Origin of the sequence: Paraburkholderia caribensis (genome assembly GCF_002902945.1) — a bacterium.
GTDB lineage: Bacteria > Pseudomonadota > Gammaproteobacteria > Burkholderiales > Burkholderiaceae > Paraburkholderia > Paraburkholderia caribensis.
In genome coordinates this window covers 575,111-601,103 of the sequence record NZ_CP026101.1, presented here as the reverse complement: position 1 = coordinate 601,103, position 25,993 = coordinate 575,111, and the positions used below count along the sequence as shown (strand labels likewise).

General features: G+C 64.2%; 20 protein-coding genes. 6 read left to right on the top strand and 14 right to left on the bottom strand.

The annotated features are described in order from the left end of the window. Positions 1-154 precede the first annotated feature (154 nt). Positions 155-1,579, bottom strand: coding sequence for a xylulokinase (locus C2L66_RS02635; protein WP_060602225.1), 1,425 nt, complete (start codon positions 1,577-1,579; stop codon positions 155-157). 408 nt (positions 1,580-1,987) lie between these two features. Between C2L66_RS02635 and C2L66_RS02630 the strand changes: the two genes are divergently transcribed. Further along, complete coding sequence (locus C2L66_RS02630; RefSeq protein WP_054929801.1) at positions 1,988-3,403, top strand: nucleobase:cation symporter-2 family protein; 1,416 nt, start codon at positions 1,988-1,990, stop codon at positions 3,401-3,403. An 86-nt stretch (positions 3,404-3,489) separates the two neighbouring features. On the opposite strand, the gene C2L66_RS02625 is transcribed toward C2L66_RS02630, so the two are convergent. The 5 genes from C2L66_RS02625 to C2L66_RS02605 all read right to left on the bottom strand — a co-directional run bounded on the left by C2L66_RS02625 (position 3,490) and on the right by C2L66_RS02605 (position 10,589). Next, positions 3,490-4,014, bottom strand: coding sequence for a helix-turn-helix transcriptional regulator (locus tag C2L66_RS02625; RefSeq protein ID WP_054929800.1), 525 nt, complete (start codon positions 4,012-4,014; stop codon positions 3,490-3,492). Then, complete coding sequence (locus C2L66_RS02620) at positions 3,993-4,370, bottom strand: hypothetical protein (protein ID WP_082670358.1); 378 nt, start codon at positions 4,368-4,370, stop codon at positions 3,993-3,995. The genes C2L66_RS02625 and C2L66_RS02620 overlap by 22 nt, the downstream gene beginning before the upstream one ends. 243 nt (positions 4,371-4,613) lie before the next feature. Further along, on the bottom strand, positions 4,614-6,134 hold the full coding sequence (locus tag C2L66_RS02615; RefSeq protein ID WP_060602229.1) for an efflux transporter outer membrane subunit: 1,521 nt from the start codon (positions 6,132-6,134) through the stop codon (positions 4,614-4,616). A gap of 10 nt (positions 6,135-6,144) precedes the next feature. Continuing rightward, positions 6,145-9,339 (bottom strand): efflux RND transporter permease subunit, encoded by a 3,195-nt coding sequence (locus tag C2L66_RS02610; protein ID WP_054929798.1) that lies wholly within the window; start codon positions 9,337-9,339, stop codon positions 6,145-6,147. A gap of 20 nt (positions 9,340-9,359) precedes the next feature. Beyond that, a complete protein-coding gene (locus tag C2L66_RS02605; protein WP_060602237.1) occupies positions 9,360-10,589 on the bottom strand; it encodes an efflux RND transporter periplasmic adaptor subunit in 1,230 nt (409 codons plus the stop codon). Positions 10,590-11,016: 427 nt separating this feature from the next. Here C2L66_RS02605 and C2L66_RS02600 point away from each other — a divergent pair, with 427 nt between their 5' ends. Beyond that, a complete protein-coding gene (locus tag C2L66_RS02600) occupies positions 11,017-11,652 on the top strand; it encodes a TetR family transcriptional regulator (protein WP_060602240.1) in 636 nt (211 codons plus the stop codon). A 104-nt stretch (positions 11,653-11,756) separates the two neighbouring features. On the opposite strand, the gene C2L66_RS02595 is transcribed toward C2L66_RS02600, so the two are convergent. Continuing rightward, a complete protein-coding gene (locus tag C2L66_RS02595; protein WP_054929795.1) occupies positions 11,757-12,386 on the bottom strand; it encodes a cysteine hydrolase family protein in 630 nt (209 codons plus the stop codon). A 190-nt stretch (positions 12,387-12,576) separates the two neighbouring features. On the opposite strand from C2L66_RS02595, the gene C2L66_RS02590 reads away from it, so the two are divergent. After that, entirely contained in the window at positions 12,577-13,617 is a 1,041-nt protein-coding gene (locus C2L66_RS02590) for a helix-turn-helix domain-containing protein (RefSeq protein WP_227243580.1), read from the top strand. Between the two features lie 33 nt (positions 13,618-13,650). Here C2L66_RS02590 and C2L66_RS02585 read toward each other — a convergent pair whose 3' ends face one another. The 7 genes from C2L66_RS02585 to C2L66_RS02550 form a co-directional block, all read right to left on the bottom strand. Continuing rightward, positions 13,651-14,403 carry a CoxG family protein gene (locus tag C2L66_RS02585; RefSeq protein ID WP_035986404.1) on the bottom strand — a complete coding sequence of 251 codons (753 nt, stop codon included), beginning with the start codon at positions 14,401-14,403 and terminating at the stop codon, positions 13,651-13,653. A gap of 33 nt (positions 14,404-14,436) precedes the next feature. Then, positions 14,437-14,892, bottom strand: a complete 456-nt coding sequence (locus C2L66_RS02580) for a DUF427 domain-containing protein (protein WP_054929811.1) — start codon at positions 14,890-14,892, stop codon at positions 14,437-14,439. A gap of 350 nt (positions 14,893-15,242) precedes the next feature. Then, complete coding sequence (locus C2L66_RS02570) at positions 15,243-15,740, bottom strand: hypothetical protein (RefSeq protein WP_060602242.1); 498 nt, start codon at positions 15,738-15,740, stop codon at positions 15,243-15,245. Between the two features lie 229 nt (positions 15,741-15,969). Beyond that, complete coding sequence (locus tag C2L66_RS02565) at positions 15,970-17,478, bottom strand: DegQ family serine endoprotease (RefSeq protein ID WP_060602246.1); 1,509 nt, start codon at positions 17,476-17,478, stop codon at positions 15,970-15,972. Positions 17,479-17,603: 125 nt separating this feature from the next. Continuing rightward, the gene (locus C2L66_RS02560; RefSeq protein ID WP_060602249.1) at positions 17,604-18,905 is read right to left on the bottom strand and encodes an ATP-binding protein; all 1,302 of its coding nucleotides are present in this window, start codon (positions 18,903-18,905) and stop codon (positions 17,604-17,606) included. Between the two features lie 4 nt (positions 18,906-18,909). Then, positions 18,910-19,572 (bottom strand): response regulator, encoded by a 663-nt coding sequence (locus C2L66_RS02555; protein WP_035986417.1) that lies wholly within the window; start codon positions 19,570-19,572, stop codon positions 18,910-18,912. Positions 19,573-20,388: 816 nt separating this feature from the next. Beyond that, positions 20,389-21,528 carry an IS481 family transposase gene (locus tag C2L66_RS02550; RefSeq protein ID WP_060600163.1) on the bottom strand — a complete coding sequence of 380 codons (1,140 nt, stop codon included), beginning with the start codon at positions 21,526-21,528 and terminating at the stop codon, positions 20,389-20,391. Between the two features lie 339 nt (positions 21,529-21,867). On the opposite strand from C2L66_RS02550, the gene dacB reads away from it, so the two are divergent. The 3 genes from dacB (at position 21,868) to C2L66_RS02535 (ending at position 25,961) form a co-directional block, all read left to right on the top strand. Continuing rightward, the gene (gene dacB, locus C2L66_RS02545; protein ID WP_060602252.1) at positions 21,868-23,529 is read left to right on the top strand and encodes a D-alanyl-D-alanine carboxypeptidase/D-alanyl-D-alanine endopeptidase; all 1,662 of its coding nucleotides are present in this window, start codon (positions 21,868-21,870) and stop codon (positions 23,527-23,529) included. A gap of 196 nt (positions 23,530-23,725) precedes the next feature. Continuing rightward, complete coding sequence (locus tag C2L66_RS02540; protein WP_060602255.1) at positions 23,726-24,658, top strand: sterol desaturase family protein; 933 nt, start codon at positions 23,726-23,728, stop codon at positions 24,656-24,658. Positions 24,659-24,764: 106 nt separating this feature from the next. Then, positions 24,765-25,961, top strand: coding sequence for an SGNH/GDSL hydrolase family protein (locus C2L66_RS02535; protein ID WP_054929788.1), 1,197 nt, complete (start codon positions 24,765-24,767; stop codon positions 25,959-25,961). The last annotated feature ends 32 nt before the right edge of the window (positions 25,962-25,993 follow it).

The window sequence follows — 25,993 nt, the reverse complement described above, 5'->3', positions numbered from 1 at the left end:
GAATCTGTCCACCGCTGCCGTGAAACGCGGCGGCCCGGATTGTCGCCCATGTTCGCGCGCCGCGCTGTGGACATGATCGCGCAAATACAAGGCGCGTGAATGGCACGCCGCGCCGCGCGATTGTCCTCATGCGACGGCGCATGGCGAGCGCACGTCATGCGGACGGCGACGCGAACCAAGGTTCGACGCGGCCATACAGATCGATAAAGCGCGCATAGCGCGCGGCGAGTTCCGGCTCGTCACGCGGCCCGGCGACGCGCGTCGCGGCGGGCGCGAGCGCTGCAAGATCGCCGGTGTTCCAGTGACCCGCCGCGATGCCGCCGAGCATCGCGGCGCCACGCGCCGCCGCGTTCGGACAATCGACAGCATGCAGTTCGACTTGCAACGCGTCGGCGAGCAACTGCCGCCAGCGCGCATCGACGGACCCGCCGCCCGCGAGACGCAACGCTGGCACCCGCGCGCCGCTCTGCCGGATGGCGTCGAGTCCCGCCCGCAGCGAAAACGCGACGCCTTCGAATGCGGCGCGCATCATCGCGCCGCGCGATGTGCCGAGCGCAAGGCCAAGCCATCCGCCGCGCGCGGCCGGGTTCAGCCACGGCGTGCGCTCGCCCGTCAGATACGGCAAGAACGTAAGGCCCGGCGCTGCATCGAACTCGAACGCATCGCGATATGCGTCATTCCATTCATACGACAGCCAGCCGCGCACGGCTTCGAGCGCGACGCCGACGTTTTGCATCGCGGCCATCCGATACCAGTGATCAGTCGCGGCCCGATAGCGATGCAGACCTGGCGCGGCATCGGGTTCGTCGTTGGCCAGCACGAGAATCTGGCCGCCCGTGCCCGTGGTGAGCAGCGCGTCGCCGTCGTTTGCAAGGCCGCTGCCGAACGCCGCGCACGGCGTGTCGCCGGCACCCGTGGCAAGCACGATACCCGCGCGCAAGCCAAGCGCATTGGCCGCTTCAGCGGACAGCGTGCCGGACGCGGCATACGACGCAGCGAGCGGCGCGAACCAGTCGCGCGGCAACCCGAGCCGCTCGAGCAACGCGTTGTTCCACGCGCCGGATGAATCGGCAAGCGCAGTCGCGCAGGCATCGGAGGGATCGGTTGCGATCGTGCCACCTAGTCTGAAGCGTAGCCAGTCTTTCGGTTGCAAGGCCCAGCGCGCTGCGTGCATCGATTCCGGCTCGTGCTGCTCGACCCATCTCAGCAGCGGGCCGGCCATGCCGGGCGCGACCGGGTTGGGTTGCGGCGCGGGCCATGCATCGAGCAGGGCCAATGCACGCGTGTCAGGCCAAAGCATCGCGGGGCGCACGGCCTTGCCTTGCGCGTCACTCAGCACGACGCCATGCATCTGACCGGAAAAGCCGACCGCGCGCACGGCGCTGCGTTGTGCTTCGGGAAAACGCGATGCCGCTTCGCATAGCGCGCGCCACCAGACCTGCGGATCGATTTCCGCCCAGCCGGGGTGCGGTGTATCGATAGCATAGGCGACGCTCGTCGCGCATTGCTCGCGGCCTTCGTCGTCGACGATCGCGAGTTTCAGCGAGCCTGTGCCGAGATCGATGCCAAGAAAGGACATGAATGCGATGCGTTGAATAGGTGGTTGCTGTGGACGTTATGCACGCGGGCGCCTGCTTCACGCTGACCGGGCGGCGGACGATCATTTTCACATGCCTCGGCCCATCGTCGCGGGTTAACCCACCCCAAAACAGGCGCGCCCCGAAAACGCATTATGTGCGAACCGCAATACACATCATATGGGCACGCGTACGTCGCGACGGCGCGCCGTATTGATGAAATTCCCGCAAGCCACCACGGCATAAGGGCTTCCGGCAAATTTCTCCAAGCTCGCATAACGGAGCCGTTCCAAATCTGGTCCACGCATATCGCCCCGGCAAAGGTTGAAATAGGAAGCAGTGGTCTTGTCGCGCTTTTTCGTCCCGCATACCTTGGAGTCATCCCAAAACCAGATGTGGAGAGAGACAAGATGCACTCGAACACGGTTCATCCGTGCGACGAGCGACTGCCCTTCGGCCAGTTGCTGACGCTCGGCATTCAGCACGTACTGGTGATGTACGCAGGGGCCGTCGCCGTGCCACTTATCATCGGCAGCGCGCTCAAACTGCCGAAAGAGCAAATCGCCTTTCTCATCAGCGCCGACCTCTTTTCCTGCGGTATCGCCACACTCATCCAGACACTCGGTCTGTGGATTTTCGGCATCCGCCTGCCAGTCATCATGGGTTGCACGTTCGCCGCCGTCGGCCCGATGATCGCGATCGGCACGAACCCCAGCCTTGGCATACTGGACATTTTCGGATCGACCATCGCGGCGGGTGTGATAGGCATCATCGCCGCGCCGATGATCGGCAAAATGCTGCGCTTCTTCCCGCCCGTCGTGGTCGGCGTGGTGATCTCGGTAATCGGGCTTTCGCTGATGGAAGTGGGTATTAACTGGGCGGCGGGCGGCGTCGGCAACCCTGACTACGGCAATCCCGTCTACCTCGGGCTGTCGTTCGTCGTGCTCATGCTGATTCTGCTCATCAACAAGTTCGGCAAGGGCTTCGTCTCCAACATCTCGGTGCTGCTCGGTATCGTGGCCGGCTTCGTGATTGCCGCGCTGCTGGGCCGCGTGAACATGGAAGGCGTGACGAGCGCGCCGTGGGTCGGCTTCGTGATGCCGTTTCACTTCGGCTTGCCGCACTTCGATCCGCTTTCGATCGCGACCATGGTTACCGTGATGTTCGTCACGTTCATCGAGTCGACGGGGATGTTCCTCGCGGTCGGCGACATGGTGGAGCGGCCCGTCAATCAGAAGACGCTCGTGCGCGGCCTGCGCGTGGACGGTCTCGGCACGCTGATTGGCGGCGTCTTCAACTCGTTCCCGCACACGTCGTTCTCGCAGAACGTCGGCCTGATCGGCGTGACGGGCGTCAAGAGCCGTTTTGTCTGCGCGATGGGCGGCGTGATTCTCGTGCTGCTCGGCCTGTTCCCGAAGATGGCCCAGGTGGTCGCGTCGGTGCCGTCGTTCGTGCTGGGCGGCGCAGGCATTGTGATGTTCGGGATGGTGGCGGCGAACGGGATCAAGGTGCTCTCGAAAGTCGACTTCGTGAAGAACCATCACAACCTCTTTATCGTCGCGGTCAGCATTGGCCTGGGTCTCGTGCCTGTCGTCTCGCCGCACTTCTTCGCGAAACTGCCTCCCGCGCTGTCGCCGCTTTTGCATAGCGGCATTCTGCTGGCGTCGGTTTCGGCCGTCGTGCTGAACCTGATTTTCAACGGCGTGAAGGGCGAACGCGCCGCGACTCGCGATATTCGCCGTGCCGGCCACGACTTCGACGGGCGTGGCGGCAAAGACGACGCCATTCCCGGCGACGAAATGCTGCGTGCCGCCGACATGCACTAGCCGAAAGCCATAGCAATCCCTACCGCGTGCGCATGACCTCGAGTCGTGCGCACGCCGTCACCCCGCCGCACTCCCCCGCAAGACCATCAGGCGACCAGGTTGTTGAAGTGTCGCGTCACCTTCGGCTCCAGGTTGCGAGCCTCCTTCATCAGATTGAGCTGTTTCGCCGATCTCGCGACTTCGAAGACCTCCGGCGCGATATCGTAATCGCCACGATCGTGCATCCATTCGAGCACGTCCGACAGATGCCACACGGACGTGCTGCCCTCGTGGACAGGCGCGGGGAATTCCGTGGCATGCGATTGCATCAGCTTGCGCATGTTCTGGCGCGACACGCCCGCCACTTCCGCGACATCCGTCAGCCCGACGAAGTCCGGCGCGGCCTCGACCAGCTGCGCCGTGGGCACTGCGCGAAGTACGTCCTTCAACGCACTCACGAGTGCATGCGTCGCGCTCTTCGCCTCGCGTGCGAACGCAAGTGCAAGCCGCCCCGGTTGACCGACACCCACGGTGGCATCGTCGCAGCCCTCGGCCGCGAGACGCTCGACGATCTCGTCGAAATCGCAGTCTTCTGCGCTCAGACGGTACTTCAGCGTGAAGGTGTATTCCATGTTTGCTCCTTTTCCTTCTCTGGTTGCTGCTCCTGTTGCTGCCCGTGCTGATCCTGCTCGCGAGCGCGCCGGTTTGATTCGGCGATCACCCGCAAAGAGATGACCTTCTGACGATGCGGCGCACAGTTCTCGACGATGCGACGTAACGTTCTTGCGTGACCGGTTGCATTGCGCGGTGTGCACCAGATACTGGCAATGCAGAACTCGCCGCATCTGCAATCGGTGTCGTTGTATGGGCAATACATGCGCCCCCACGCGTGCCCGGTACCTGAACCAGGCACGACGCGCCAGCCGTTCGCTTGCGCATGGCCGAGCGCCGACTCGATTTCCTTCTTCGAATGACTTCGACGACTCATCAGTAACTCCAGTGTAAAGCGCCCTCAATAAGTTGTCAATTGACAACCACGTTACGGATCATCAACCTTGCCAGATCCGTACGTGATGCTAACGGCTAACCATGCTCTAAAACGATCTGGATAACTAAACTGGCCATCTGGACAAGGCTTGTAGGAAGACGGGCTCAAAAAAAAACGCCACGGCATGCCGTGGCGTTTTTTTACTGCAGGAAGGAATAGCGATGGTCGTTCGAATCGGGGCGTTCAGCCAGCAGCCGCCGCTGCCGAAGCAGCAACCGGCGCGCTCGCTGCGCCATAGTCGACGGGTGCGTCGGCGGGACGCGGCTGTTCGCCCGCGCGCTCGATCCATCCGCCGCCCAGCGCCTTGTACAGATCGACGAGGTTCGTCAGACGCTGCATGCGCGCCGTGATGAGCGACTGCTGCGACGAATACAGATCGGTCTGCGCGGTCAGCACGGCGAGATAGCTGTCCACGCCGTTCCTGTAGCGCAGGTCCGACAGATCGAGGCGACGCTGTTCTGCAAACGTATTGCGCTCGAGCGCCTTGATCTGCTGGTCGTATGTGCCGCGCGCGGCGAGCCCGTCGGCCACTTCGCGAAAGGCCGTCTGGATCGCCTTCTCGTACTGCGCGATCTGGATGTTCTTCTGCACCGTTGCGAGATCGAGATTCGCCTTGTTCTCGCCGCCTTCGAAAATCGGAAGTGTGATCTGCGGCGCGAAACTCCACGCCGCCGAGCCCGGCTTGAACAGCCCGCCGAGCGTCGGGCTCAGCGTGCCGAAGCTGCCCGTCAGCGAGACGCGCGGGAAGAACGCCGCGCGCGCCGCGCCGATATTCGCGTTCGCCGCGAGCAAGTTCTGCTCGGCTTCGGCGATGTCGGGACGGCGCGTCAGCAGATCCGACGGCAGACCGGCGGGAATGTCGGTCAGCAAGTCCTGGTCGTTGAGCGCGAGACCGCCCGGAAGATCGGGCGGCAACGGCTCGCCGACCAGCAGAACGAGCGCATTCTCAGACTGTGCCCGCAGACGCGCTTGCGCCTGCAGATTCGCATTCGCCTGCTCGACGACCGTCTCAGCCTGACGCAGATCGAGTTCGGAGCCCGTACCCGTGTCGTACTGCAGCTTCGTGATGCGATACGACTCTTGCGCGTTCTTGAGCGTGTCCTGCGTGACCTTCAGCAGATCGTCATAGGCGAGCACGGTCAGATACTGATCCGCCACCGATGCAACCAGCGCGATCTCCGCCGCCTTGCGCGCCTGCGCCGTCGACAGATACTGCGCCAACGCCTGGTCCTTCAGGCTGCGGATGCGGCCGAAGAAGTCGATTTCCCACGAAGCGTTCAGACCGACCGAATACTGATTGGAGATCGTCTGGTTGAGGAACGACAGATTTTTCGGCGTGCGCGATTTCGACTGTGACGCGGACGCGTCGAGCGTCGGCATCAGCGCCGCGCGCGCGATCTGATACTGCGCGCGCGAAGCCTCGATGTTCAGCACCGACACGCGCAGATCGCGATTGTTCTTCAGCGCGATCTCGATCAGCTGCTGCAGGCGCTGATCGACGAAGAAGTCGCGCCAGCCGATGTCGACGGCTGCCTGACCGCTCGCCGAGCGCGCACCTGCACCAGACACCGGCTGCGTCGCGTAGACGCCTTCGCTCGGGAAGGCGCCCGACACGGGCGCGGCCGGCTGGTGGTACTTCGGCTCCATCGTGCAGCCCGCTGCGACGAGCGCGACGGCCACTGCCATCAAAGAATATTTAAGCATCTCAATGTCCTTAGCTGGCGTTGCCCGGGCCGCTGCCACCCTGCGGGTCATGCGGATGGTGCTCGTTGTAGTGCTTCATCGCTTCGTCCGGGTCTTCCTTGTCGCCGGTGAACTTCGCGCGAATGACGACGAAGAACATCGGGATCATGAAAATTGCGAGGAAGGTCGCCGTCAGCATACCGCCGATCACGCCCGTACCGATCGCGTGCTGGCTTGCCGAGCCCGCGCCGTTGCTGATCGCGAGCGGCAGCACGCCGAGAATGAACGCCAGCGACGTCATCAGGATCGGGCGCAGCCGCAGACGCGCCGCTTCCAGCGCCGCTTCCACCGGCCCCATGCCTTCGCCCTGCTGCAACTCGCGCGCGAACTCGACGATCAGAATCGCGTTCTTCGCGGACAGACCCACGGTGGTCAGCAGACCGACCTGGAAGAACACGTCGTTTTCCAGCCCGCGCAGCGTCGCGGCGAGCAGCGCGCCCAGCACGCCGAGCGGCACCACCATGATCACCGAGAACGGAATCGACCAGCTTTCATACAGCGCGGCCAGACACAGGAACACGACGAGGATCGAGATGCCGTAGAGGATCGGCGCCTGCGAACCGGACTGCCGTTCCTGGAACGACAGGCCCGTCCATTCGTAGCCGATACCCGCCGGCAGCTTCGCCGCGAGCGCTTCCATCGCCGTCATCGCCTGACCTGTTGATTTGCCCGGCGACGCCTGCCCCTGGATTTCGACGGCCGAGATACCGTTATAGCGCTCGAGCTTCGGCGAACCGTAGGTCCACTGGCCGCTTGCGAACGACGAGAACGGCACCATCGTGCCCGCCGAGTTGCGCACGTACCAGTCGTTCAGGTTTTCCGGCGTCATGCGGAAACGCGGGTCGGCCTGCACGTACACCTTCTTGATCCGGCTATCCGTATCGAGGAAGTTGTTCACGTACTGCGACGCCCACGCAATCGAGAACGTCTGGTCGATGGCCGACAGGCTCACGCCCTGCGACGCCGCCTTCTCGTGATCGATCGAGACCTTGAACTGCGGCGTGTCGTTCAGCCCGTTCGGACGCACCTGCGCGAGCATCGGGTCCTTGCCGGCCATGCCGAGCAGCTGATTGCGCGCCGCCATCAGCTTGTCGTGACCGAGACCTGCGCGGTCCTGCAGTTCGAAGTCGAAGCCCGACGCCGTACCCAGTTCGGGAATCGACGGCGGATTGACCGGGAACACAGTCGCGTTCTTGTAGCCGACGAAGTGCATGAACATCCGGCCCACCAGCGCCTGCACCTTCTGGTTCGCATGCTGGCGTTCCGCGTAGTCCTTCATCCGCACGAACACGAGACCCGCATTCTGGCCGCGGCCGGCGAAGCTGAAGCCGTTCACGGTGAAGGTCGATTCGACGATGCTCTTTTCATCGTTCAGCAGATAGTCGGACACGTCCTTCAGCGCGCGCGCCGTGGTTTCCTGCGTCGAGCCCGACGGCGTCTGCACCAGCACGAACATCGTGCCCTGGTCTTCATCCGGCAGGAACGACTTCGGCAGACGCACGAACAGCAGACCCACCGCGACGATCACCACCAGATAGATGATGAGCCAGCGGCCCGAGCGCTTGATCACGTGGTGCACGCCCGAGTGGTACTTGTCGCGGCTCTTGTCGAAGTTGCGGTTGAACCAGCCGAAGAAGCCCTTCTTCTCTTCGTGATGGCCCTGCGGAATCGGCTTGAGAATCGTCGCGCACAGCGCCGGCGTCAGAATCAACGCGACCAGCACGGACAGCACCATCGCCGCGACGATGGTCAGCGAGAACTGACGGTAAATCGCGCCGACCGAGCCGCCCGAGAACGCGACGGGCACGAACACGGCAGACAGCACCAGCGCCACGCCGATCAGCGCGCCCGTGATCTGGTCCATCGCCTTGCGGGTTGCCTCGCGTGGCGACAGCCCCTCCTCGGACATCACCCGCTCGACGTTTTCCACGACCACGATCGCGTCGTCCACCAGCAGGCCAATCGCGAGCACGAGACCGAACATCGACAGCACGTTGATCGAGAAGCCGACGGCGCTCATGATCGCGAACGTGCCCAACAGCACCACCGGCACCGCGATCGTCGGGATCAGCGTCGCGCGCAGGTTCTGCAGGAACAGGTACATGACCAGGAACACCAGCACGATACCTTCGAGCAGCGTCTTGACCACTTCTTCGATCGACAGTCGCACGAACGGCGTCGTGTCATAGGGATACTTCACGACGAGACCGTGCGGGAAGTATTTCGACAACTGGTCGATCTTGTCGCGCACGGCCTTCGCCGTCGCCAGCGCATTTGCGCCCGTCGCCAGCTGGATACCGAAGCCCGCCGTCGGCTGACCGTTGTACTTGGTGTCGAAGTTGTAGTTTTCGCCGCCCAGCTCGATGTGCGAAACGTCCTTGAGACGCACCTGCGAGCCGTCCTGGTTGACCTTCAGCAGAATGTTGCCGAACTGCTCGGGCGTGGTCAGCAGCGTCGCCTCGCTGATCGTCGCCTGCAGCAGCTGGCCCGGCACCGACGGCGTGCCGCCGAGCGAGCCGCCCGCCACCTGGACGTTCTGTGCCTGCAGCGCGGTTTGAACATCCACCGGCGTGAGGCCGAAGTTGGTCAGCTTGTTGGCGTCGAGCCAGATCCGCATCGCGTACTGCGTGCCGAACAGCGTGACCGTGCCCACGCCGTCGATACGGCTGACGGGGTCCTGTACGTTCGACGCGACGTAGTTCGCGAGGTCGTACTTGTTCATGCTGCCGTCGGTCGAGACGAACGCCATCACCAGCAGGAAGCTGCTGCTCGACTTCGTCACCTTCGTGCCGAGCTGCTGCACCGCTTGCGGCAGCAAAGGCGTGGCGAGCTGCAGCTTGTTCTGCACCTGCACCTGCGCGATGTCGGGGTTGGTGCCCGCGGCAAACGTCAGCGTGATGGTGGCCGTGCCCGAGTCGTCCGAAGTCGATGACAGGTACAGCAAGTGGTCGAGGCCGCTCATCTGCTGCTCGATGACCTGCGTGACGGTGTTTTCAACCGTCTTCGCCGATGCACCCGGATACGTCGCGCTGATCTGCACGGCCGGCGGCGCGATGGTCGGATATTGCGCGACCGGCAGCGTGAAGATCGACGCCAGACCCGCCAGCATCAGAATGATGGCGATCACCCACGCAAAGATCGGGCGATCGATAAAAAACTTTGCCATGAAGCAGGCTCCCTTTGTTTTTACGCGCCCGATGCAGCGGAGGCGGCGGCTGCGCCGCTAGCTGCCTGTGCGCCGGCCGGAGCCGCCGCGGCTGCGTCCGATGCGGGCGACGGCGGCAGTTGTGCCGGCACGGCCTTGGCCGTTGCACCCGGACGCACCTTGTCGACGCCGTTCACGATCACGCGGTCGCCCGCATTCAGGCCGCCCTCGACCACCCAGTACTGGCCGTACGTTGCCGTGGCCTGCAGCGTGCGCAGCTCGACCTTGTCTTCCTTATTCAGAACGAGTGCCGTCGGCTGGCCCTTCTGGTCGTGCGTGACGCCAATCTGCGGCACCAGCAGCGCGTTTTCGTTGACGCCTTCCTCGATGCGCGCGCGCACGAACATGCCCGGCAGCAGCACGTGGTCCTTGTTCTGGAAGATTGCGCGGATCGTCACGGAGCCCGTGGCCTGATCGACGGTCACGTCGGTGAACTGCAGCTTGCCCTTCTCCGAATAGACGCGGCCGTCTTCGAGCACCAGTTCGACCTTCGCGGCGTCCGGACCCGTGGTCTTCAGGCGGCCCTGCTGGATTTCGCGGCGCAGCTTCAGGCCCGCGAGGCTCGACTGCGTGACGTCGACGTAGACGGGATCGAGCTGTTGCACGGTCGACATCAGCGTCGCCTGGCTCGCCTGCACGTATGCGCCCGGCGTGACCTGCGAGATGCCGACCTGGCCCGTCACGGGCGAGACGACATCCGTGTAGCCGAGGTTGATCTGCGCGGTATCGACGGCGGCCTTGCCGGCCGCGACGTCGGCGGCCGCCTGGCCTTCGGATGCGACGGCATTGTCGTAGTCCTGCTTCGACACCGCGTTCGCCGCGACCAGCACCTTGTAGCGATTGGCCTGCGCCGTGGTGGAGACGAGGTTTGCCTGCGCCTTGGCGAGCGACGCTTTCGCGTTGTTCAGCGTCGCGATGTACGGCGCCGGATCGATCTTGTACAGACGCTGACCGGCCTTGACCTGCGTGCCTTCCGTGAATTCGCGGCGCAGCACGATGCCGTCGACCCGCGCGCGCACCTGCGCGACGAGGAACGCACTGGTGCGACCCGGCAATTCGGTGACGACGGGCACGGCTTGCGGCTGGACCGTGACGACGCCGACTTCAGGCGTTTGAGGCGGAGGTGCTGATTGTTTTTGTCCGCATGCTGCCAGCATTACGGCAGCCGTCGTGGCAGTGAGTAAGCGGAATGGAACCCGTTCGACGCGCATGGAGCGACCTCTGTCAAAGACTGAGAAGGAAAAAGTGCGTGCATCTCTCTCCGGAGAAGGCTGCGCAAATTGGCGTCTCGAAGACGCCATGACCGGACGCTCACGAATGCGTTTCCTGCGGGTGCATTCACTGCGAAATGCGCCAAACCGGGAAATGCCGCACCGCGCTGCTCATGTCTTGAGACAGCGCAAAGATGCTTGCAAAGACAACAGTGACGGATATTAACCGTTCACCCAAACGTAAGCCATCCGATCGATGGGGTGCTATTATATATACATTCATGAATGCACGTAAAAGTGCGTTCAACCGGTAAAAAGGGTTTCCTCCGGAAGATCTGCCAGGCATTAACGTGCGCATGAAATGATCTTTATCAGGCGCGTTTAAAAACGTCAGGGGAAACCCCGCATTTATTGCAGGGCAATACAAATGGTCCGTCGCACCAAGGAAGAAGCGCAGGAGACGCGCACCCGCATCCTCGATGCAGCAGAACGGGTGTTTGCGGAAAAAGGCGTGTCGCGGACTTCGCTGGCCGACATCGCGCAGACGGCGGGCGTCACGCGTGGCGCCATCTACTGGCACTTCGCCAACAAGGGCGAGCTCTTCACGGAAATGTTCGACCGCGTGCTGCTGCCGCTCGACGAACTGAAAGCCGCGTCCGTCGATCCGAACGAGGCCGATCCGCTCGGCCGCCTCGTCGAGATCTGCACCGTCTGTCTGCGCGACACCGCGAACGACCCGCACCGCCGCCGGGTGTTCGACATCCTGTTTCACAAGTGCGAGTTCGTCGAAGAGATGGGGCCCGTGATGGCGCGCTACCAGAACACCATGCGCGAGGGCCTGACGAACATTCAGACGTGTATGCGCAACGCGATCTCCAAAGGGCAGTTGCCTGCCGACATGAACGTGCCCGTGGCGGCGTCGATGGTGCACGCGTTCATCAGCGGATCGTTGAAGGACATGCTGTTCGTGCCGGAAGTGCTGGACTTCGGCCGGCACGCGCGGCAGATGGTCGAAAGCATGATCGATGCGTTGCGCAGCCCGGCGCTGCGCATGGGCGCCTGAACGTATTCACGCTGGACGTCACAGCGGCGCTCAGCCCGGAAAGCCGATGCGCCGCATGGGCCGCCGGCAAGCCGGCCGCCCTTTTTCCTTCATTTCCGGCTCGCTCAGGCGGCCGTCTTCGCTCGCGCCTTCTGGTTCGATGCGTAGATCGAGCCGCGTTCCAGCTGCCCGCCCGACTGCACGGCGCCGATCCATTGCTGCGTGCTCGCGACGGCCGCGAAGCGCGACTGCAGCACGACGCTGAATACGCGATGGATTTCCTCGGCGCTCGCCAGACCGGCGCTGTTTTCATACGGCACGGAACCCGTCGCGTCGTGCAGGAACTCGACGGCGAGGCCCATGTGCAGCGCGTGAACGATCGTCGATGCGTCGCAGTTGTGCGTCATGTAACCGACCACGGTGAGCGTGTCGATCTCGCGCGCCGCGAGCCAGTCCGCCAGATCGGTGTCGGTGAAGGCGCTCGGCAGCGCTTTCTCGATGTGGTGATCGTACTTGCGCGATGCGACCACGTCGTGCAGTTCCGCGCCTTCGCTGCCGCGCGCGAAGATCGGCGAGCCGGCCGGCGTGAAGTTCTGCACGACGACCACGGGAATCTGCGCGGCGTGCGCCGCGTCGATTGCGCGGCCGATGTTGGCGAGCGAGGTCTGCACGTCCGGGTATTCGATCGGCAGGTCGCCCGTCACGTATTCGTTCTGGACATCGATGACAATCAGGGCACGGCGGGGCGTCGGCATGGCAACTCTCCTGGATGGTTGAAGTCGGCGGCCGGCGGTTGCAGCCGCAATGCACGCATTGTTCGCGTTCCGCCCATCGCGCGACAGTGACCCGAATGACAATTTTCGCTAGGATTGGGCCATTCGCCATTTCGAACGGGAGGCCGCGATGGCCCGCTCCGCTGTCCGAGCCGCTGCAACCTCCGCATCAATGGCTGCGTCAAAGCCGGCGAAGCCGCGCGCATCCAGCGCGAGTCCTGATCGCCAGCCAACGCAGACGTGCCGCAGCGCCCCGAACACACCGCATGTCGTCGCGGCCGTCGCCTTCGACGGTATCAGCCCGTTCCATTTGTCCGTGCCCTGTGTCGTGTTCGCCGAGGACCGCAGCGACGGCGGCGTGCTCGGCTTCGAGTTCCGGGTCTGCTCGATCGACCCCGGCCCGCTGTCGACGACAGCCGGCTTTTCGATCGCCGCAACGCACGGTCTCGACGCGCTCGCCGACGCCGATACGATCATCGTTCCCACCTGGCGCGATCCTGACGAAGCACCGCCCGCAGCGCTGCTCGATGCGTTGCGCGCCGCGCACGCACGCGGCGCGCAACTGGTCGGCCTGTGTCTCGGCGCCTACGTGCTCGCCGCCGCGGGCCTGCTCGACGGACGCCCGGCGACCACGCACTGGGCATGGGCCGCCGACTTCGCGCGGCGCTTTCCGGGCGTGAAGGTCGATCCGCAGGTGCTGTATGTCGACGACGGCGACATCCTCACGTCGGCGGGCACGGCGGCGGGGCTCGATTGCTGCCTGCATGTGGTGCGCAAGCTGTGCGGCGCGCAAAGCGCGAACTACATCGCGCGGCGCCTCGTCGTGCCGCCACATCGCCAGGGCGGTCAGGCGCAATACGTGCAGCAGCCCATGCCGCCCGACCTGCGCGGCAACCGCTTGTCCGCGCTGCTCGACTGGGTGAACGGCACGCTCGACACGCCGCACACCCTCGATTCCCTGGCCGGGCGCGCCGCGATGAGCCGCCGCACCTTCACACGTCACTTCAAGGCAGCGACGGGAACGACCGTGAGCGCCTGGCTGCTTGGGCAACGGCTCGCGCGCGCGCAGCAACTGCTCGAAAGCACCGACGAGTCGGTCGAGTCGATTGCGGGAATGGCGGGGTTCGGCTCGACGGCGTCGCTGCGCCAGCACTTCACCGACGCGTTCAGGACGTCGCCGTCCGCATGGCGCAGAGAGTTTCGCGGTGTGTGAACCGCCGCGCGCATAGTGAAGTGAAGGTAACGGCTAGCCTTGCGTGAAATACCGCGCGACGTAGAGCAGCAGCGCGACGAAGAAAATCATCGCCGCCCACGCCCAGTTCGGCAGCACATGTGGATCATGCTCATGATGCAGGCCGTGCAGCAGCGAATGCGCGGCGCGGCCGGTCAGCGTACTGCCTTGATGATGATCGTGCAGCCGCGCACGGCGCGCCACGCCGGAAAGGCTGATTGGCCGCAGAAACACGTGCTGGCGCCGCCCTTGCGTGCCCGTCGCGCGGTTCGGCCCTTTGCCGTGCTTCGCCTGGACGACCGCGCAGAATTCGGTGAAGAAGTCGTCGGCCAGTTCGTGCAGCGCGTTTTCGATCTGCCGCGCGGGCAGTTGCGCGAGCGGTCCTGTCGACGTCGCCCACACCGAATAGTCGATGCGCGTGCTCGGCCCGCGACCGGGAAGATGCAGATGAAGATGATCGTCGGTGCGCAGCGACACGTCGATCTGGCCGCGCAGCGAGCCGACGCCCTCGGCGCGCGCCTTGAAGTTGAGCGTGCGATGCGGCTTTGCGCTGTTCGCGCCATCCTCGCTCGCGACATGGGCGCGTATGTGATAGTGCGCGCGCAGCGGACCGAGCGGCACGGTCATCGTCAGCAGATATTCGCCGCCCTGGAGCCGGCGCAAGGACTCGCAATTGTCGAGACTCGCGCGCAGCAACGCGAGATCCTGCAGCGCGTCCCAGACTTCGGACGGCGCCAGCGGCACTCTCAACGCGTCGTTCAATTCCATGGCAGCCTCCCCGATAACCGTGCGACCGCGGGATCAGGATGTCTGATCGATGCGGTCGACACGCGATGCGTGAAACGCAAGATACCCCGCGATCTGCTTCACCCCTTCCAGAGGGTTTTCATAGCTCCAGACTGCACACTCGATCGTCTCGTCTTCCGTCCGCAGATGGTAGTACGACGCTTCGCCCTTGAACGGACAGTGCGACGTGTGAGCCGATCGTTCGAGCCGCGCCATGTTAACGTCGGCCCGCGGGAAATAAAACACGTCGGGACAGCCTGTTTCGCACAGCGTGAACCCGGCATGCGTGTCCGCGAACGTCACGCCCTGGTGGATCACCCGTACGCGATGCTGGTTGGGCCTGATGGAAATCGTATGCCCCGCTTCGGCGTCGCCTCCGTGCGCTGGCGCACCGCGGGATGCATGGCCGCCGTGCCCGGCACTGCCGTTGTCCGCGTCTTCGGCGCTTCCGCCGGATGGGGCATCGTTCATGTGATCCGCTCCGCTGCTCGCACGTTCGCGCACGCTCCGGTCAGCGGGCTCAACCGCCAGTCCGGCTCTCATCGCGCGCCGCGTCGTTGTCATTATGCGGTGCGCGTCTCCCGGGCCGCGCAGCGTCGGCTCCGAAACGCCGAAGCCACGGAGCGTGTCCGTGGCTTCATTATTGACCAAACACGCCGCGATTGCGCGGCCTTCGTTGGCGCATCGGGTCTCTACCGATTGCCGCCGCGTGCGCGTTGCGTCGCGGCCACTGCAAGCGGCGCGGCGGCCGATCGATGCGCGAATGCCTGCCTCGTCGCGCCCGGCGCCCGTCGGCTTTCTGCGCGTTTCTTTCGCGTCGCTTACTGTGTCTTCCAGTAGAACGCGGCCTTTGCCGTACCCTTCGCCGGAATGGTGATCGGCTTCGACTGATCGTTTTCCTTGTACGCCGCATGCACGGTGTAGCGGCCCGGGCGCAGCTTGACCAGCATATACGGCCCCCGCGACGTGGTGTCGAGCACGCTGCCGCCATGTGCATCGACGATCTTCACCTTTACATCGGCGAGATAGTCCGAACCGGGGCCCGTGAAGCGCAGCGACAACGGCCACTGGCTCTGCGCGGAGAGCAGCGCCTTCGATTCATCGAGACCGACGCCGCCCGAGGTGTACGACACGTCGCCCTGTTGCTGCACTTGAGGCAGACCTTCGCCATTGACGTTGCCCGCACTGGTGCTATCGGTGGTGGTACCGCCCGTGACTTCGCTTGCCTGCTGCGCGTACGCGCCGCCAGACAGGCCGAATGTGAGAACTGTCGCTGCCGCAACCGAAACGGCGCGGGCGACGATACGACGATGAGTCATTGCGTGGCTCCTTATGGGGCAAACCTGAACGGTTCTAACGCATAACCGTACGCAATCTGTATGCCCATCCCGCCCCATCAACGCCCACAACGAAACAGGCCCGAAAATCGGGCCTGTTTCGTTCGCAGCGCGCTCAGTGTGCAAGGCGCGAACCTTCCATTTTTTCCATCACCGGCAGCTTTTACCGGCCGGCGCCGGTGGCGCGGCCGGCACGCCGGCATTTGCCGGATCAGCCGAGATCGACGGGCACGAAAATCTGCGAGTTGTCGCGCTGGATCAGCAACGCGATGCTATTGCCCGCTGCCGACACCGCCTGCTTCAACTGGTCGATGTTCGATACCGACCGCCCGTTGACGGCCAGAATCACGTCGCCCGGCTGGATGCCGGCGCTGGCTGCCGCGCCGCTCGCATCCTGCACCAGCAGACCGTGCGACACGGACGCGCCGCTCTTTTCCTGCGGCGTGAGCGGACGCACCGCGACGCCGAGCCTGCCTTGCACCTGCGCCGGGCCGCTTTCGTCATTCGACGCAACCTTCGCGTCCGACAGCGAGCCGATCGTCACCTTGAGATCCTTGGTTGACTTGTCGCGCCATACCTGGACGTTGGCCTGCGTGCCCGGCGTAATGCCCGCGATCTGCGACGGAAGCGCTGAAGAATCCGTCACATCCACGCCGTTCACCGACAGGATCACGTCGCCCGGCTGCAAGCCTGCCTTCGCGGCCGGACCGCCCGGGTCGACGGAACTCACGAGCGCGCCTTGCGGCTTCTTCATGCCGAACGAATCCGCGAGCGTCTGGTTCACGCTCTGCACGGCGACACCGAGCCGGCCCCGGCTCACGTGGCCCGTTTTGACGAGATCGTCCTTGACCTTCATCGCCTCGTTGATCGGGATGGCGAACGAAAGGCCCTGGAAGCCACCCGTCTGCGAATAGATCATCGAGTTGATGCCGATCACTTCGCCTTGCAGATTGAACAGCGGGCCGCCCGAGTTACCCGGATTCACGGGCACGTCGGTCTGGATGAACGGCGTGTAGTTCTCGTCAGGCAGCGAGCGCGACTTCGCGCTGATGATGCCCGACGTCACCGTGTTGTCGAAGCCGTACGGCGAGCCGATCGCGACGACCCACTGGCCGACCTTGCTCGAGCGCGGATCGCCGATCTTCACCGTCGGCAGATCCTTCGCGTCGATCTTCAGCACGGCGACGTCCGACTGCTTGTCCGCGCCGACCACTTTTGCCTTGTACTCGCGCTTGTCGGTGAGCTTGACGGTCACGACGTTCGCGCCGTCGACAACGTGCGCGTTGGTCAGCACATAGCCGTCGCTGCTGATGATGAAGCCCGAGCCGAGACTCGCGCTCGGACGGTCGCCGTCATCGCCGCCGCCGCCATTGGGGCCGCCCGGCATCTGGCCGAAGAAATGACGGTAGAACTGATAGAACGGATCGCTCGGATCGATGGGAAGCTGACCGCTGTTATTGCCATTGCCGCCGCGCATCGCCGTCTGCTTCACGACGTGCTTCGCGCTGATGTTGACGACGGCAGGCCCATACGTTTCGACGAGGCCCGAGAAATCGGGAATGCCCGTTTTCGCCGCGGCTTCCGCGGGCATCATCGCGGCGGCCGCGGGCGAGATCACCTGGGGCGCTGGCACGTCGCGATGCCCCGCCACGTAGCCCGCCGACAATGCGATAACGACGGCCGCTGCAACGGCGCTACGGGTCAGTATTTTTGCTTGCATCGTGTACTCCTGATTGGGAGAGTTGACTCTATGATGAGTCGAAGAGTACGTGGCGTCGCTTAAATCAATCTTAAACAATGCCAACTCGATGAAAGCCTCGCGCAAACCCGTGCCGGGCGGGCGATTCAGAAGCGCACGTTGACCCGCAAACCGCCTGACGCAGAGTCGTCGAGTGTGACGCTTGCGTGATGCTGTAGCGCGATGCGCCGCACGATAGCGAGACCGAGGCCGCTGCCCGCAACGTCGGTACGCGCGCGATTCGCTCCTGCGCCGACGCGGTAGAAGCGGTCGAAGACGCGGTCGCGTTCATCGGGCGGAATGCCGGGTCCGCTGTCGGCGATCTGCACGAGCGGCCGGCCATCTTCGACGCGCAGGCAGACATCGACACGGCCGCCCTCCGGCGTGTATTTGGTCGCGTTGTCGATCAGGTTGTTGAGCATCACGCGCAACGCTTCTGCGTCGCCGGTGACGGTTGCGGGCTCGCTAGCCTCGATGCCGAGATCGACGCCGCGCTTCTGCGCGAGGGGCAGATGAGCAGTCACGCATTCGTGCACCAGCGCGTCGAGATCGACACTGCCCGTTGCGGCATGACCATCCGGCTCGGAACGCGCGAGCGCGAGCAGCTGCTCGGCAAGACGCGTCGCGCGCGTCACGCCCGCCTGCAGATCGTGCAGCGCTTCGCGGCGCTCGGTTTCGTCATGCGCGCGCGCCACCAGTTGCGACTGGATCTGCACGGCGGCGAGCGGCGTGCGCAGTTCGTGGGCGGCATCGGCGACGAAGGCTTTTTGCGTATCGAGTGCAATGGCAAGCCGTTCGAGCAGGCCGTTCAATGCGCGCACGAGCGGCTGCACTTCGAGCGGCAAGCGAGAATCGGGCAGTGGATCGAGCGCTTCGGGATGACGCGTGTCGAGCGCGCCCGTGACGCGCCGCAAAGGCGCGAGCCCACGCCCGACCACGCCCCACACCGCGACGCCCATCAGCGGCAGCAGCACGATCAGCGGCCACAGCGTGCGCAGTGCGACGTTTGCCGCGAGCCGGTTGCGCACTGACAGCGGCTGCGCGAGCTGCACCACGTTGTCGCCGACGATCGCCCCATACACGCGCCAGTCGCCGCGCTCGGTGCGCTCCGTCGAAAAGCCGAGTTCGGCGCGCGGCGCGAGCGGTGCACGCGGATGCGAGTAGTACATCAGCACGCCGTTGCGATTCCAGATCTGCAGCACGATGCCTTCGTCGCCTGTATCGCGCGAGCTGAGCACTTGCGAGAAAGGCTCGGCGGGCAGCGCGGCGGCGATTTCCTGCAACTGGTAATCGAACAGTTCGTTGGCTTCGGCGAGCGCCTGACGGTAGATCAGCCAGCCCGCAATGCCGACGCCGAGCAATACGATAGCGAGCAGCCAGAACAGCAATTGACGGCGAATCGAACGCATCGTGTCAGGCTTCCTTGGCGATCATGTAGCCGAGACCGCGCACGTTGCGTATCAGTTCCGCGCCGAGCTTCTTGCGCAGCGCGTGAATGTAGACCTCGACGGTATTGCTGCCGATCTCCTCGCCCCAGCCGTACATCTTCTCTTCGAGTTGACTTTTCGACAGCACCGCCCCCGGGCGCGCGATCAACGCGGCGAGCAACGCGAACTCGCGCGCGGACAGCGCGACGGGCGCGCCGTCGAGCGTCACCTGATGCGAGGCGGGATCGAGCGTGAGATTGCCGTGGCGGATCGTCGATTCGCTGCGTCCCGACTGGCGGCGAATCAGCGCGCGCATCCGAGCGCCGAGTTCGTCGAGATCGAACGGTTTCACGAGGTAATCGTCGGCGCCGGCGTCGAGTCCTTTCACGCGGTCCGCGACGGCATCGCGTGCGGTGACGATCAGCACGGGCAGTTGATGGCCGCGTGCACGCAGCGTGCGCAGCACGTCGAGGCCGTCGCGCTTGGGCAGGCCGAGATCGAGCAGGACGAGATCGTAAGGCTGGCCGGCGACGGCGTTTAGTGCGGATTCGCCGTCCTGCACCACGTCTACCGCGAAGCCTTCGCCGCGCAGTGCCTTGCGCACGCCTTCGGCGATCATTCGGTCGTCTTCAACGAGAAGTATGCGCATCGCTGTTTATCCGCTCCGGCGGTTCGGGCGCTCGTGGCCCGGTTATGTGTTTTCAATGCCAGCATTCTAGCGCTCAAGGTTTTTTTTGCTGCGCTGGGTGGAGGGTATGGGTTTCGTTTTTGCCTGATTTTGGTTGTTTTGCGATGGTGGGTCGGGTTTACAGGTTTTTGCGCTGGCATCGGCGATGCGTTAGCGTGCTTCACGCGTCGCCCCTGTGCGGGGCGGCACCTACTTTTCTTTGCCGCCGCAAAGAAAAGTAGGCAAAAGAAAGCGGCTCACACCGCCAGTTCTTGTGTTTGCCTGAGGGCCCCCAAAGGTTCTTACGCTTCACACGGCAATCACGTGACCCACGTTCGTTGCCAGCGCTCTTGCTGAGCGCCTCACCCGCTTCACGCTCCCCCGCCACGGCACGCCTTGCCAGGCACTCCACCGCCGCCCAGGTGGCAAACTGTGTGTCGGCCCTCGGTGCTCCACATGCTTCACTCCAGACCGATGCGCACGCGTCCCACCCTGTAAGAGCGCTAACGTGTACGTCAGGAAAACCCACACACAGTTTGCCACCTGGGCGGCACATACCATTCGCTGACGCCGGCTCATGTACGGGTTTTTGAAGTGGGTGAGGCGCTCATTCAGCGCGTTGGCAACGGCCATCAACTAGCACGTTGCCGTTTGAAGCGTGGGGACGTTGGGGGCCCGTGGGCAAACGTCAAGCGCTGGCGGTGTGAGCCGCTTTCTTTTGCCTACTTTTCTTTGCGGCGGTGTACAGACTGGAGACATGGTTGACACATGTACAGAGACATCGCTGACACATGATGGTCAGGGTTTTGCTGCCTTCAGGTCAAGTTTTGCGACCCGCTGATGGGCGAACCAGATGTCAATCACACCGTCTTCGTCCTCGCTCGGGCGGGCGGCCACCTGCAGCCCCTTGAGTGCGATCGAGAGCTTCAGTTTCTCGCCGCGCACGCGCACCACGCCGCTTGAGTTGACCCGTAAAACCGCGTCGCCGCAGCGGTATTCGGGCTCTGGCAGCCGCCCAGGCATCCTGCGCAGGCTGCACGCGTAGCGGGTGAGCGGCACCGCCATTCCCAGTGCCTCGTGCGGACGCTCGGTGTTGTACACCTGCCGCCAGCGATCCAGTTCCCGCTGCACGTGCTCGTGCGTGGTGAACGCATGCCGCTGCAACACTTCGGCCTTCAGCGAGCGGTGAAACCGTTCATCCTTGCCGTTGGTCTGCGGGTGATACGGCCGGCTATAGCTCACATGGATGCCCAGCCGGATCAGCCAGACCGCGAGCTCGGTGAGCTGGCCCGGCGCGCTGGGCGAGCCCCATGGCGCGCCGTTGTCGGTGTTGATGCACGAAGGCAGCCCGTAGCAGCGGAACGCCCGCTCCAGCGCTTCCTGCACGACCTGCGTGGTGGTGCGCGAGCAGGCGCTCAGCACGACGTTGTAGCGCGAGTGGTCATCGATGACCGTCAATGGCGCGCAGCGTCCGCTCTCCAGGGTCGGGAAGTCACCCTTGAAGTCCATCTGCCACAGCGAGTTCGGATACTCGTGCTCGAAGCGCTGCCAGTGCTGGCGCTGGCGCGACGCCTGTTCATCGATGAGCCCGTGACGGCGCAGGATCTCAGTGATCGTGGCGGGCGCGGGAATCTGTGTTTCGCCCAGATCGCGCAGGCGCTGGGCGATCTTGCGCCCGCCCCAGCCGTGCGCCTGGCGCATTTCGAGCACCCGCGCCTCGATGGTCTGCGCTGAGCGTTTGGGACTGTGATGCGGGCGGCGGGAGCGGTCGGCCAGGCCCTTGATGCCTTCCGCCCTGTGACGGGCCAGCCACTTGTAGCCGGTCTGGCGGGTGATCGTGTATTTGCGGCACAGTTCGCTGAACGCGAGCGCCTGTGTGGCGGCCTCACGGACGAAATCTTCGCGGCGATTCATGATGTCTTTTACATCCCAGGGCATGGTTGAAAATCCGGGCGTTTGATTACCCGAAAGTGTCAACGATGTCCCTGTACACCTGTCAGCGATGTCTCCAGTCTGTACACGGCGGCAAAGAAAAGTAGGTGCCGCCCCGCACAGGGGCGACGCGTGAAGCGAGCTAAGGCATCGCGGATGCCAGCGCAAAAACCTAGAAAACCGGACCAACCCCCACAAGCCACCCCGCACCCCACCTCAAATCATTTTTTCTCGACCCCATAGCAACTCTCTACAATGAGCGCTTTCGCGCACCGCGACTTCACCGCGCACCGTGCTTGCATATACCTTTCCGCGCCGCGATTTCACCGCCGATTCCGTCCCTTCATGCCGCTCGCTTTCCTTTCACTAGCCTCGTCGTATGCCTGCTCGCTCGGGCGTCGTTTCAAATCGCTGACTTCAGCTCACGCTGAGCCGGCGGCTGCACTCCACACGACAACACGCGCCGCCGCCGTCCTGTTCGCCTGCGCCGCGCTCGCCGTCGCCGCGCCCGCCGAGGCGCGCAAGAAAGCGCAGCAACCCGCCGTCAACGTCACCACCGTATTGCCGCCTGCCGTGATGGCGGGCCTGCAGCGCGCCCATGTGCCGCTGTCATCGATCAGCGTGGTCGTCGAGAAGGTCGGCGACCGCACGCCCGTGCTCGCGCTGAACGCCGGCAAGCCGATGATGCCCGCCTCGACGATGAAACTCGTCACCACCTACTCCGGTCTGTCGCTGCTCGGCCCCGACTACCGCTGGAAGACGACGGCGTACGCGCAAGGCAACATCGACGGAAACGGCGTGCTGCACGGCAATCTGTACATCCAGGGCACAGGCGACCCGAAGCTGGTGCCCGAAGAACTGATCGACCTCGTCCAGAAGATTCACAAGGCGGGCATCACGGGCATCGACGGCGCGCTGGTGCTCGACAAACGCTTCTTCGACCCCTCCACGCGCGATTTGCCCGCCTTCGACAGCGACGTCAATTCGCCCTATAACGTCGGCCCCGATCCGCTGCTATACGCGTTCAAGTCGCTGTCGTTCACGATGTCGCCGTCCGAGGACGGCAAGGTGCAGATCGACGTGCTGCCCGCGCTCGCGCAATTGCAGATCGACAACGAATTGCGCGCGACGCGCGGCCCGTGCCGCGGCGAGCTGGTGACGCCCGCCGTCACGCCGGCGGCGAACGGCGTGGTCAATGCGTCGTTCATCGGCGACTATCCGCTGCGCTGCGGCGAGCGCACCGTCAACGTGGCCGTGCTCGATCACACCACGTTCTTCGCGGGCGGCTTCCTCGCGCTGTGGCAGCAGACAGGCGGCACGTTCAACGGAACGACGCGCGAAGGCCCCGTCCCCATCGACGCAAAACTCGTCGCGACGCATCAGGGGCCGATGCTGTCCGACATCGTTCGCGACATCAACAAGTTCAGCAACAACACGATGGCGCGCAATCTTTTTCTGACGATCGGCGCCGTCATCAACCGCCCGCCCGCGACGCCCGCGAAGTCGGCGGAAGCCATCGAATCGTTCCTGCATCGCAGCGCAATGCCGATGGAATATCTGAGCCTCGACAACGGCTCGGGCCTGTCGCGCGACGAGCACATCACCGCGCTCGCGCTCGCCGATCTGCTGCAAAGCGCGAACGCCAGCCCCGTCGCGCAGGTGTTCGTCGATTCGCTGCCTATCGTCGGCGTGGACGGCACGATGCGCAACCGCCTGACGTCGAAGCCCGTCAACGGCAACGCGCACATCAAGACAGGCACGCTGCGCGACGTGCGGGCGATCGCAGGTTATGTCGCATCGTCCGATGGGCAGAGCTATGTCGTCGTCAGCCTGATCAACGACCCACACGCGGAAGCGGCGCGCGCCGCGCATGACGAACTGCTCGAATGGGTGTATCAGGGCCCGTCCGCGATACTCGCCAGCACCGTCGCGCCGGCCACGACAGAAGCCGCGGACGAGCCGCGCCGCAAGATCAGGAAAAACCCTCAGAAGCGCGGCGCGCACTGAGGATTCCTTCTATTGAAGCGGTGCGCGACGCGCCGCGAGGCGTTGTACGCTGTCGGGCAGTATGAAAAAGGCGCAGACAAACAGGCATGACGGCGCGCGCGACAGGCGCCGCATGATGAACAGCGCCGCATTCAAACAATAAAGACAATGCCGGCCTCCCCGAGGAGGCCGCAGGGACCCTCGGAGGGAGACGTCAATGCAATTCGATGCCGAATTGCTTCTGCTCGCCATGGCGCCGATCTTTCTCGCGTGCATCGGCTGGGAGGCGTGGCGCGCGCAGCGCATGCAGCCCGAAGCGCGCATGTACGGCTGGCGCGACACGTTGTGCAATACCGCGCTCGCGCTGATGCACCAGGGCGCCGACAAGCTCGCGTGGCTGTTCGTCATCCCCGTCTATGCGTATTGCTACGAGCACTACCGGCTGCTCGACTGGCATGCGGGCTGGGTGTCGTTCGCGGTGCTGTTCGTCGCGCAGGATCTGCTCTACTACGTATTTCACCGCTGCAGCCATCGTGTGCGCTGGTTGTGGGCCGCGCATGTCGTGCATCACTCGTCCGAGCGGATGAATTTCTCGACGGCGTTTCGCCAAAGCCTCATGTATCCCGTCGCGGGCATGTGGGTCTTCTGGATTCCGCTCGCGTTTCTCGGCTTTCCGCCGAAGCAGATCGTCGGCATCGTGCTGATCAACCTGGGCTTTCAGTTCTTCGTGCATACGCAGTCCGTCGGCAAGCTCGGCTGGTTCGAATACGTGCTGAACACACCGTCGATCCATCGCGTGCATCACGCGCGCAACGACCGGTATATCGATCGCAACTATGCGGGCGTGCTGGTGATATGGGACCGCCTGTTCGGCAGCTATGTCGATGAAGATCCGAACGAGCCGCCCGTGTATGGCATCGTCGAGCCGCTTCATACGTATAACCCGCTGAAGGCGACGTTTCATGAATGGGCTTCGATGGCGCAGGACGTCGTGCGGGTGCGCGGCTTGCGCAACCGGCTGAGCGCGCTGTTCGCGCCGCCCGCGTGGGCCGCGCAGTATCACGCGAGCCTGCGCGGCGGCGAGCTTGCGCCGGATGCTGCCGGACGCGCATCGCAGAACAACAACGCGGCCGTCCAGACGCCGCGATAACAGGGAAGGCTTTGCAGGTTCGTCGCCGCGTCCAGACGACGCCTGCATCAGATGGCTCACGAGACACAAGGCTCAGGCCAGATACATACGAGGAGATAAGGACCTTATGAAGCAAGCATCAAACAACACGGGCATCGTGCGCTACGCACGCATCGCCGTCGCGTGCGCGGCATTCGCCACGCTCGTCGCATGCGGCGGCGGCAGTGACAACAACAATAACAACAACGCGAGCGCCACGCCTGCGGGCGGGGTCAAACTGCAGGTGGTGTCGTTCGGGGACAGCCTGTCGGATGTCGGCACGTATTCGCCCGTGATCACCTCGAGCTTCGGCGGCGGACGCTTCACGACGAACCCCGGCGAGGTGTGGACGCAGAAGGTCGCCGAGTACTACGGCGACACGCTGACGCCGGCCTTTGTGGGCGGCTTCGGCAAGCCGCTCGCGGCAAATGGCGGCTTCGGCTATGCGCAAGGCGGCTCGGATGTGTCGCGCGTCGACGGCAACGGCTACGCGCCGAATAGCCAGGCCGCGACCACATGGCCGGTGACGCGGCAGGTTCAGCAATACCTGACTGACCACGGCAGCTTCAATTCGAATCAGCTCGTGCTGATCAACGGCGGCGCCAACGATATCCTGCAAAACCTGTCCGCGATGCTGACGTCGATCTCGACGCAGGTTGCGGCCAATCCGACTCAGGCTTCGCAAATCGTGCAGTCGGTCGCGGTGAGCACGGTCGGCCCGATGGCGCAGACGCTCGTGGCGCAGATCGGTACGATCCTCGCGAAGGGCGCAACGCATGTGGTCGTGATGGACGTGCCCGATATCGGCAAGACGCCGCTGGCCGCGCAGCTTGCCACGCAGTTGGGGTCGGCGCAGGTTCCCACGCTGATCTCGGGCATCGTCGCTACCTATAACGGCGTGCTGCAGCAGGCGCTGGCAGTGGCCGGCCTGTCGACCAAGGTGGTCTTCGTGTCGACCAGCGGCTGGCTCACGCCGCTGCTCGCCAATCCGTCGGCGCAAGGCTTCAGCAACACCACGGGCACGGCCTGCAACATCACGCAGATGGCCGCGAACGCAACGGCGTATGCAACGGCGAACCCTTCCGTGCTGGTCGGCGGCATGACGGCTGCGCAGTATGGCCAGCAATTCGCGTCGTCGCTGTTCTGCTCGCCGAATACGCTGACGGTCGCGGGCGCGGACCAGTCGTATGTGTTCGCCGACACGATCCACCCGACGACCCACGCGCATGCCGCGTTTGCGACATACGTCGAAGGCAAGATCGCCGCGACGGGTCTCGGCAAGTAAGCGGCATCCGGCGGGGTTGCCCCCGCTGTTTC

What these genes read in the sequence shown, in the direction of transcription:
- C2L66_RS02580 (WP_054929811.1), bottom strand. Translation starts at nt 14,892, where the DNA reads ATGAACGATGCCCCATCCGGCGGAAGCGCCGAAGACGCGGACAACGGC.
- C2L66_RS02555 (WP_035986417.1), bottom strand. Translation starts at nt 19,572, where the DNA reads ATGCGCATACTTCTCGTTGAAGACGACCGAATGATCGCCGAAGGCGTG.
- C2L66_RS02605 (WP_060602237.1), bottom strand. Translation starts at nt 10,589, where the DNA reads ATGCGCGTCGAACGGGTTCCATTCCGCTTACTCACTGCCACGACGGCT.
- C2L66_RS02625 (WP_054929800.1), bottom strand. Translation starts at nt 4,014, where the DNA reads ATGGAATACACCTTCACGCTGAAGTACCGTCTGAGCGCAGAAGACTGC.
- C2L66_RS02585 (WP_035986404.1), bottom strand. Translation starts at nt 14,403, where the DNA reads ATGGAATTGAACGACGCGTTGAGAGTGCCGCTGGCGCCGTCCGAAGTC.
- C2L66_RS02635 (WP_060602225.1), bottom strand. Translation starts at nt 1,579, where the DNA reads ATGTCCTTTCTTGGCATCGATCTCGGCACAGGCTCGCTGAAACTCGCG.
- C2L66_RS02560 (WP_060602249.1), bottom strand. Translation starts at nt 18,905, where the DNA reads ATGCGTTCGATTCGCCGTCAATTGCTGTTCTGGCTGCTCGCTATCGTA.
- C2L66_RS02540 (WP_060602255.1), top strand. Translation starts at nt 23,726, where the DNA reads ATGCAATTCGATGCCGAATTGCTTCTGCTCGCCATGGCGCCGATCTTT.
- C2L66_RS02550 (WP_060600163.1), bottom strand. Translation starts at nt 21,528, where the DNA reads ATGCCCTGGGATGTAAAAGACATCATGAATCGCCGCGAAGATTTCGTC.
- C2L66_RS02630 (WP_054929801.1), top strand. Translation starts at nt 1,988, where the DNA reads ATGCACTCGAACACGGTTCATCCGTGCGACGAGCGACTGCCCTTCGGC.
- C2L66_RS02610 (WP_054929798.1), bottom strand. Translation starts at nt 9,339, where the DNA reads ATGGCAAAGTTTTTTATCGATCGCCCGATCTTTGCGTGGGTGATCGCC.
- C2L66_RS02595 (WP_054929795.1), bottom strand. Translation starts at nt 12,386, where the DNA reads ATGCCGACGCCCCGCCGTGCCCTGATTGTCATCGATGTCCAGAACGAA.
- C2L66_RS02615 (WP_060602229.1), bottom strand. Translation starts at nt 6,134, where the DNA reads ATGCTTAAATATTCTTTGATGGCAGTGGCCGTCGCGCTCGTCGCAGCG.
- C2L66_RS02535 (WP_054929788.1), top strand. Translation starts at nt 24,765, where the DNA reads ATGAAGCAAGCATCAAACAACACGGGCATCGTGCGCTACGCACGCATC.
- C2L66_RS02620 (WP_082670358.1), bottom strand. Translation starts at nt 4,370, where the DNA reads ATGAGTCGTCGAAGTCATTCGAAGAAGGAAATCGAGTCGGCGCTCGGC.
- C2L66_RS02600 (WP_060602240.1), top strand. Translation starts at nt 11,017, where the DNA reads ATGGTCCGTCGCACCAAGGAAGAAGCGCAGGAGACGCGCACCCGCATC.
- dacB (WP_060602252.1), top strand. Translation starts at nt 21,868, where the DNA reads ATGCCGCTCGCTTTCCTTTCACTAGCCTCGTCGTATGCCTGCTCGCTC.
- C2L66_RS02590 (WP_227243580.1), top strand. Translation starts at nt 12,577, where the DNA reads ATGGCTGCGTCAAAGCCGGCGAAGCCGCGCGCATCCAGCGCGAGTCCT.
- C2L66_RS02565 (WP_060602246.1), bottom strand. Translation starts at nt 17,478, where the DNA reads ATGCAAGCAAAAATACTGACCCGTAGCGCCGTTGCAGCGGCCGTCGTT.
- C2L66_RS02570 (WP_060602242.1), bottom strand. Translation starts at nt 15,740, where the DNA reads ATGACTCATCGTCGTATCGTCGCCCGCGCCGTTTCGGTTGCGGCAGCG.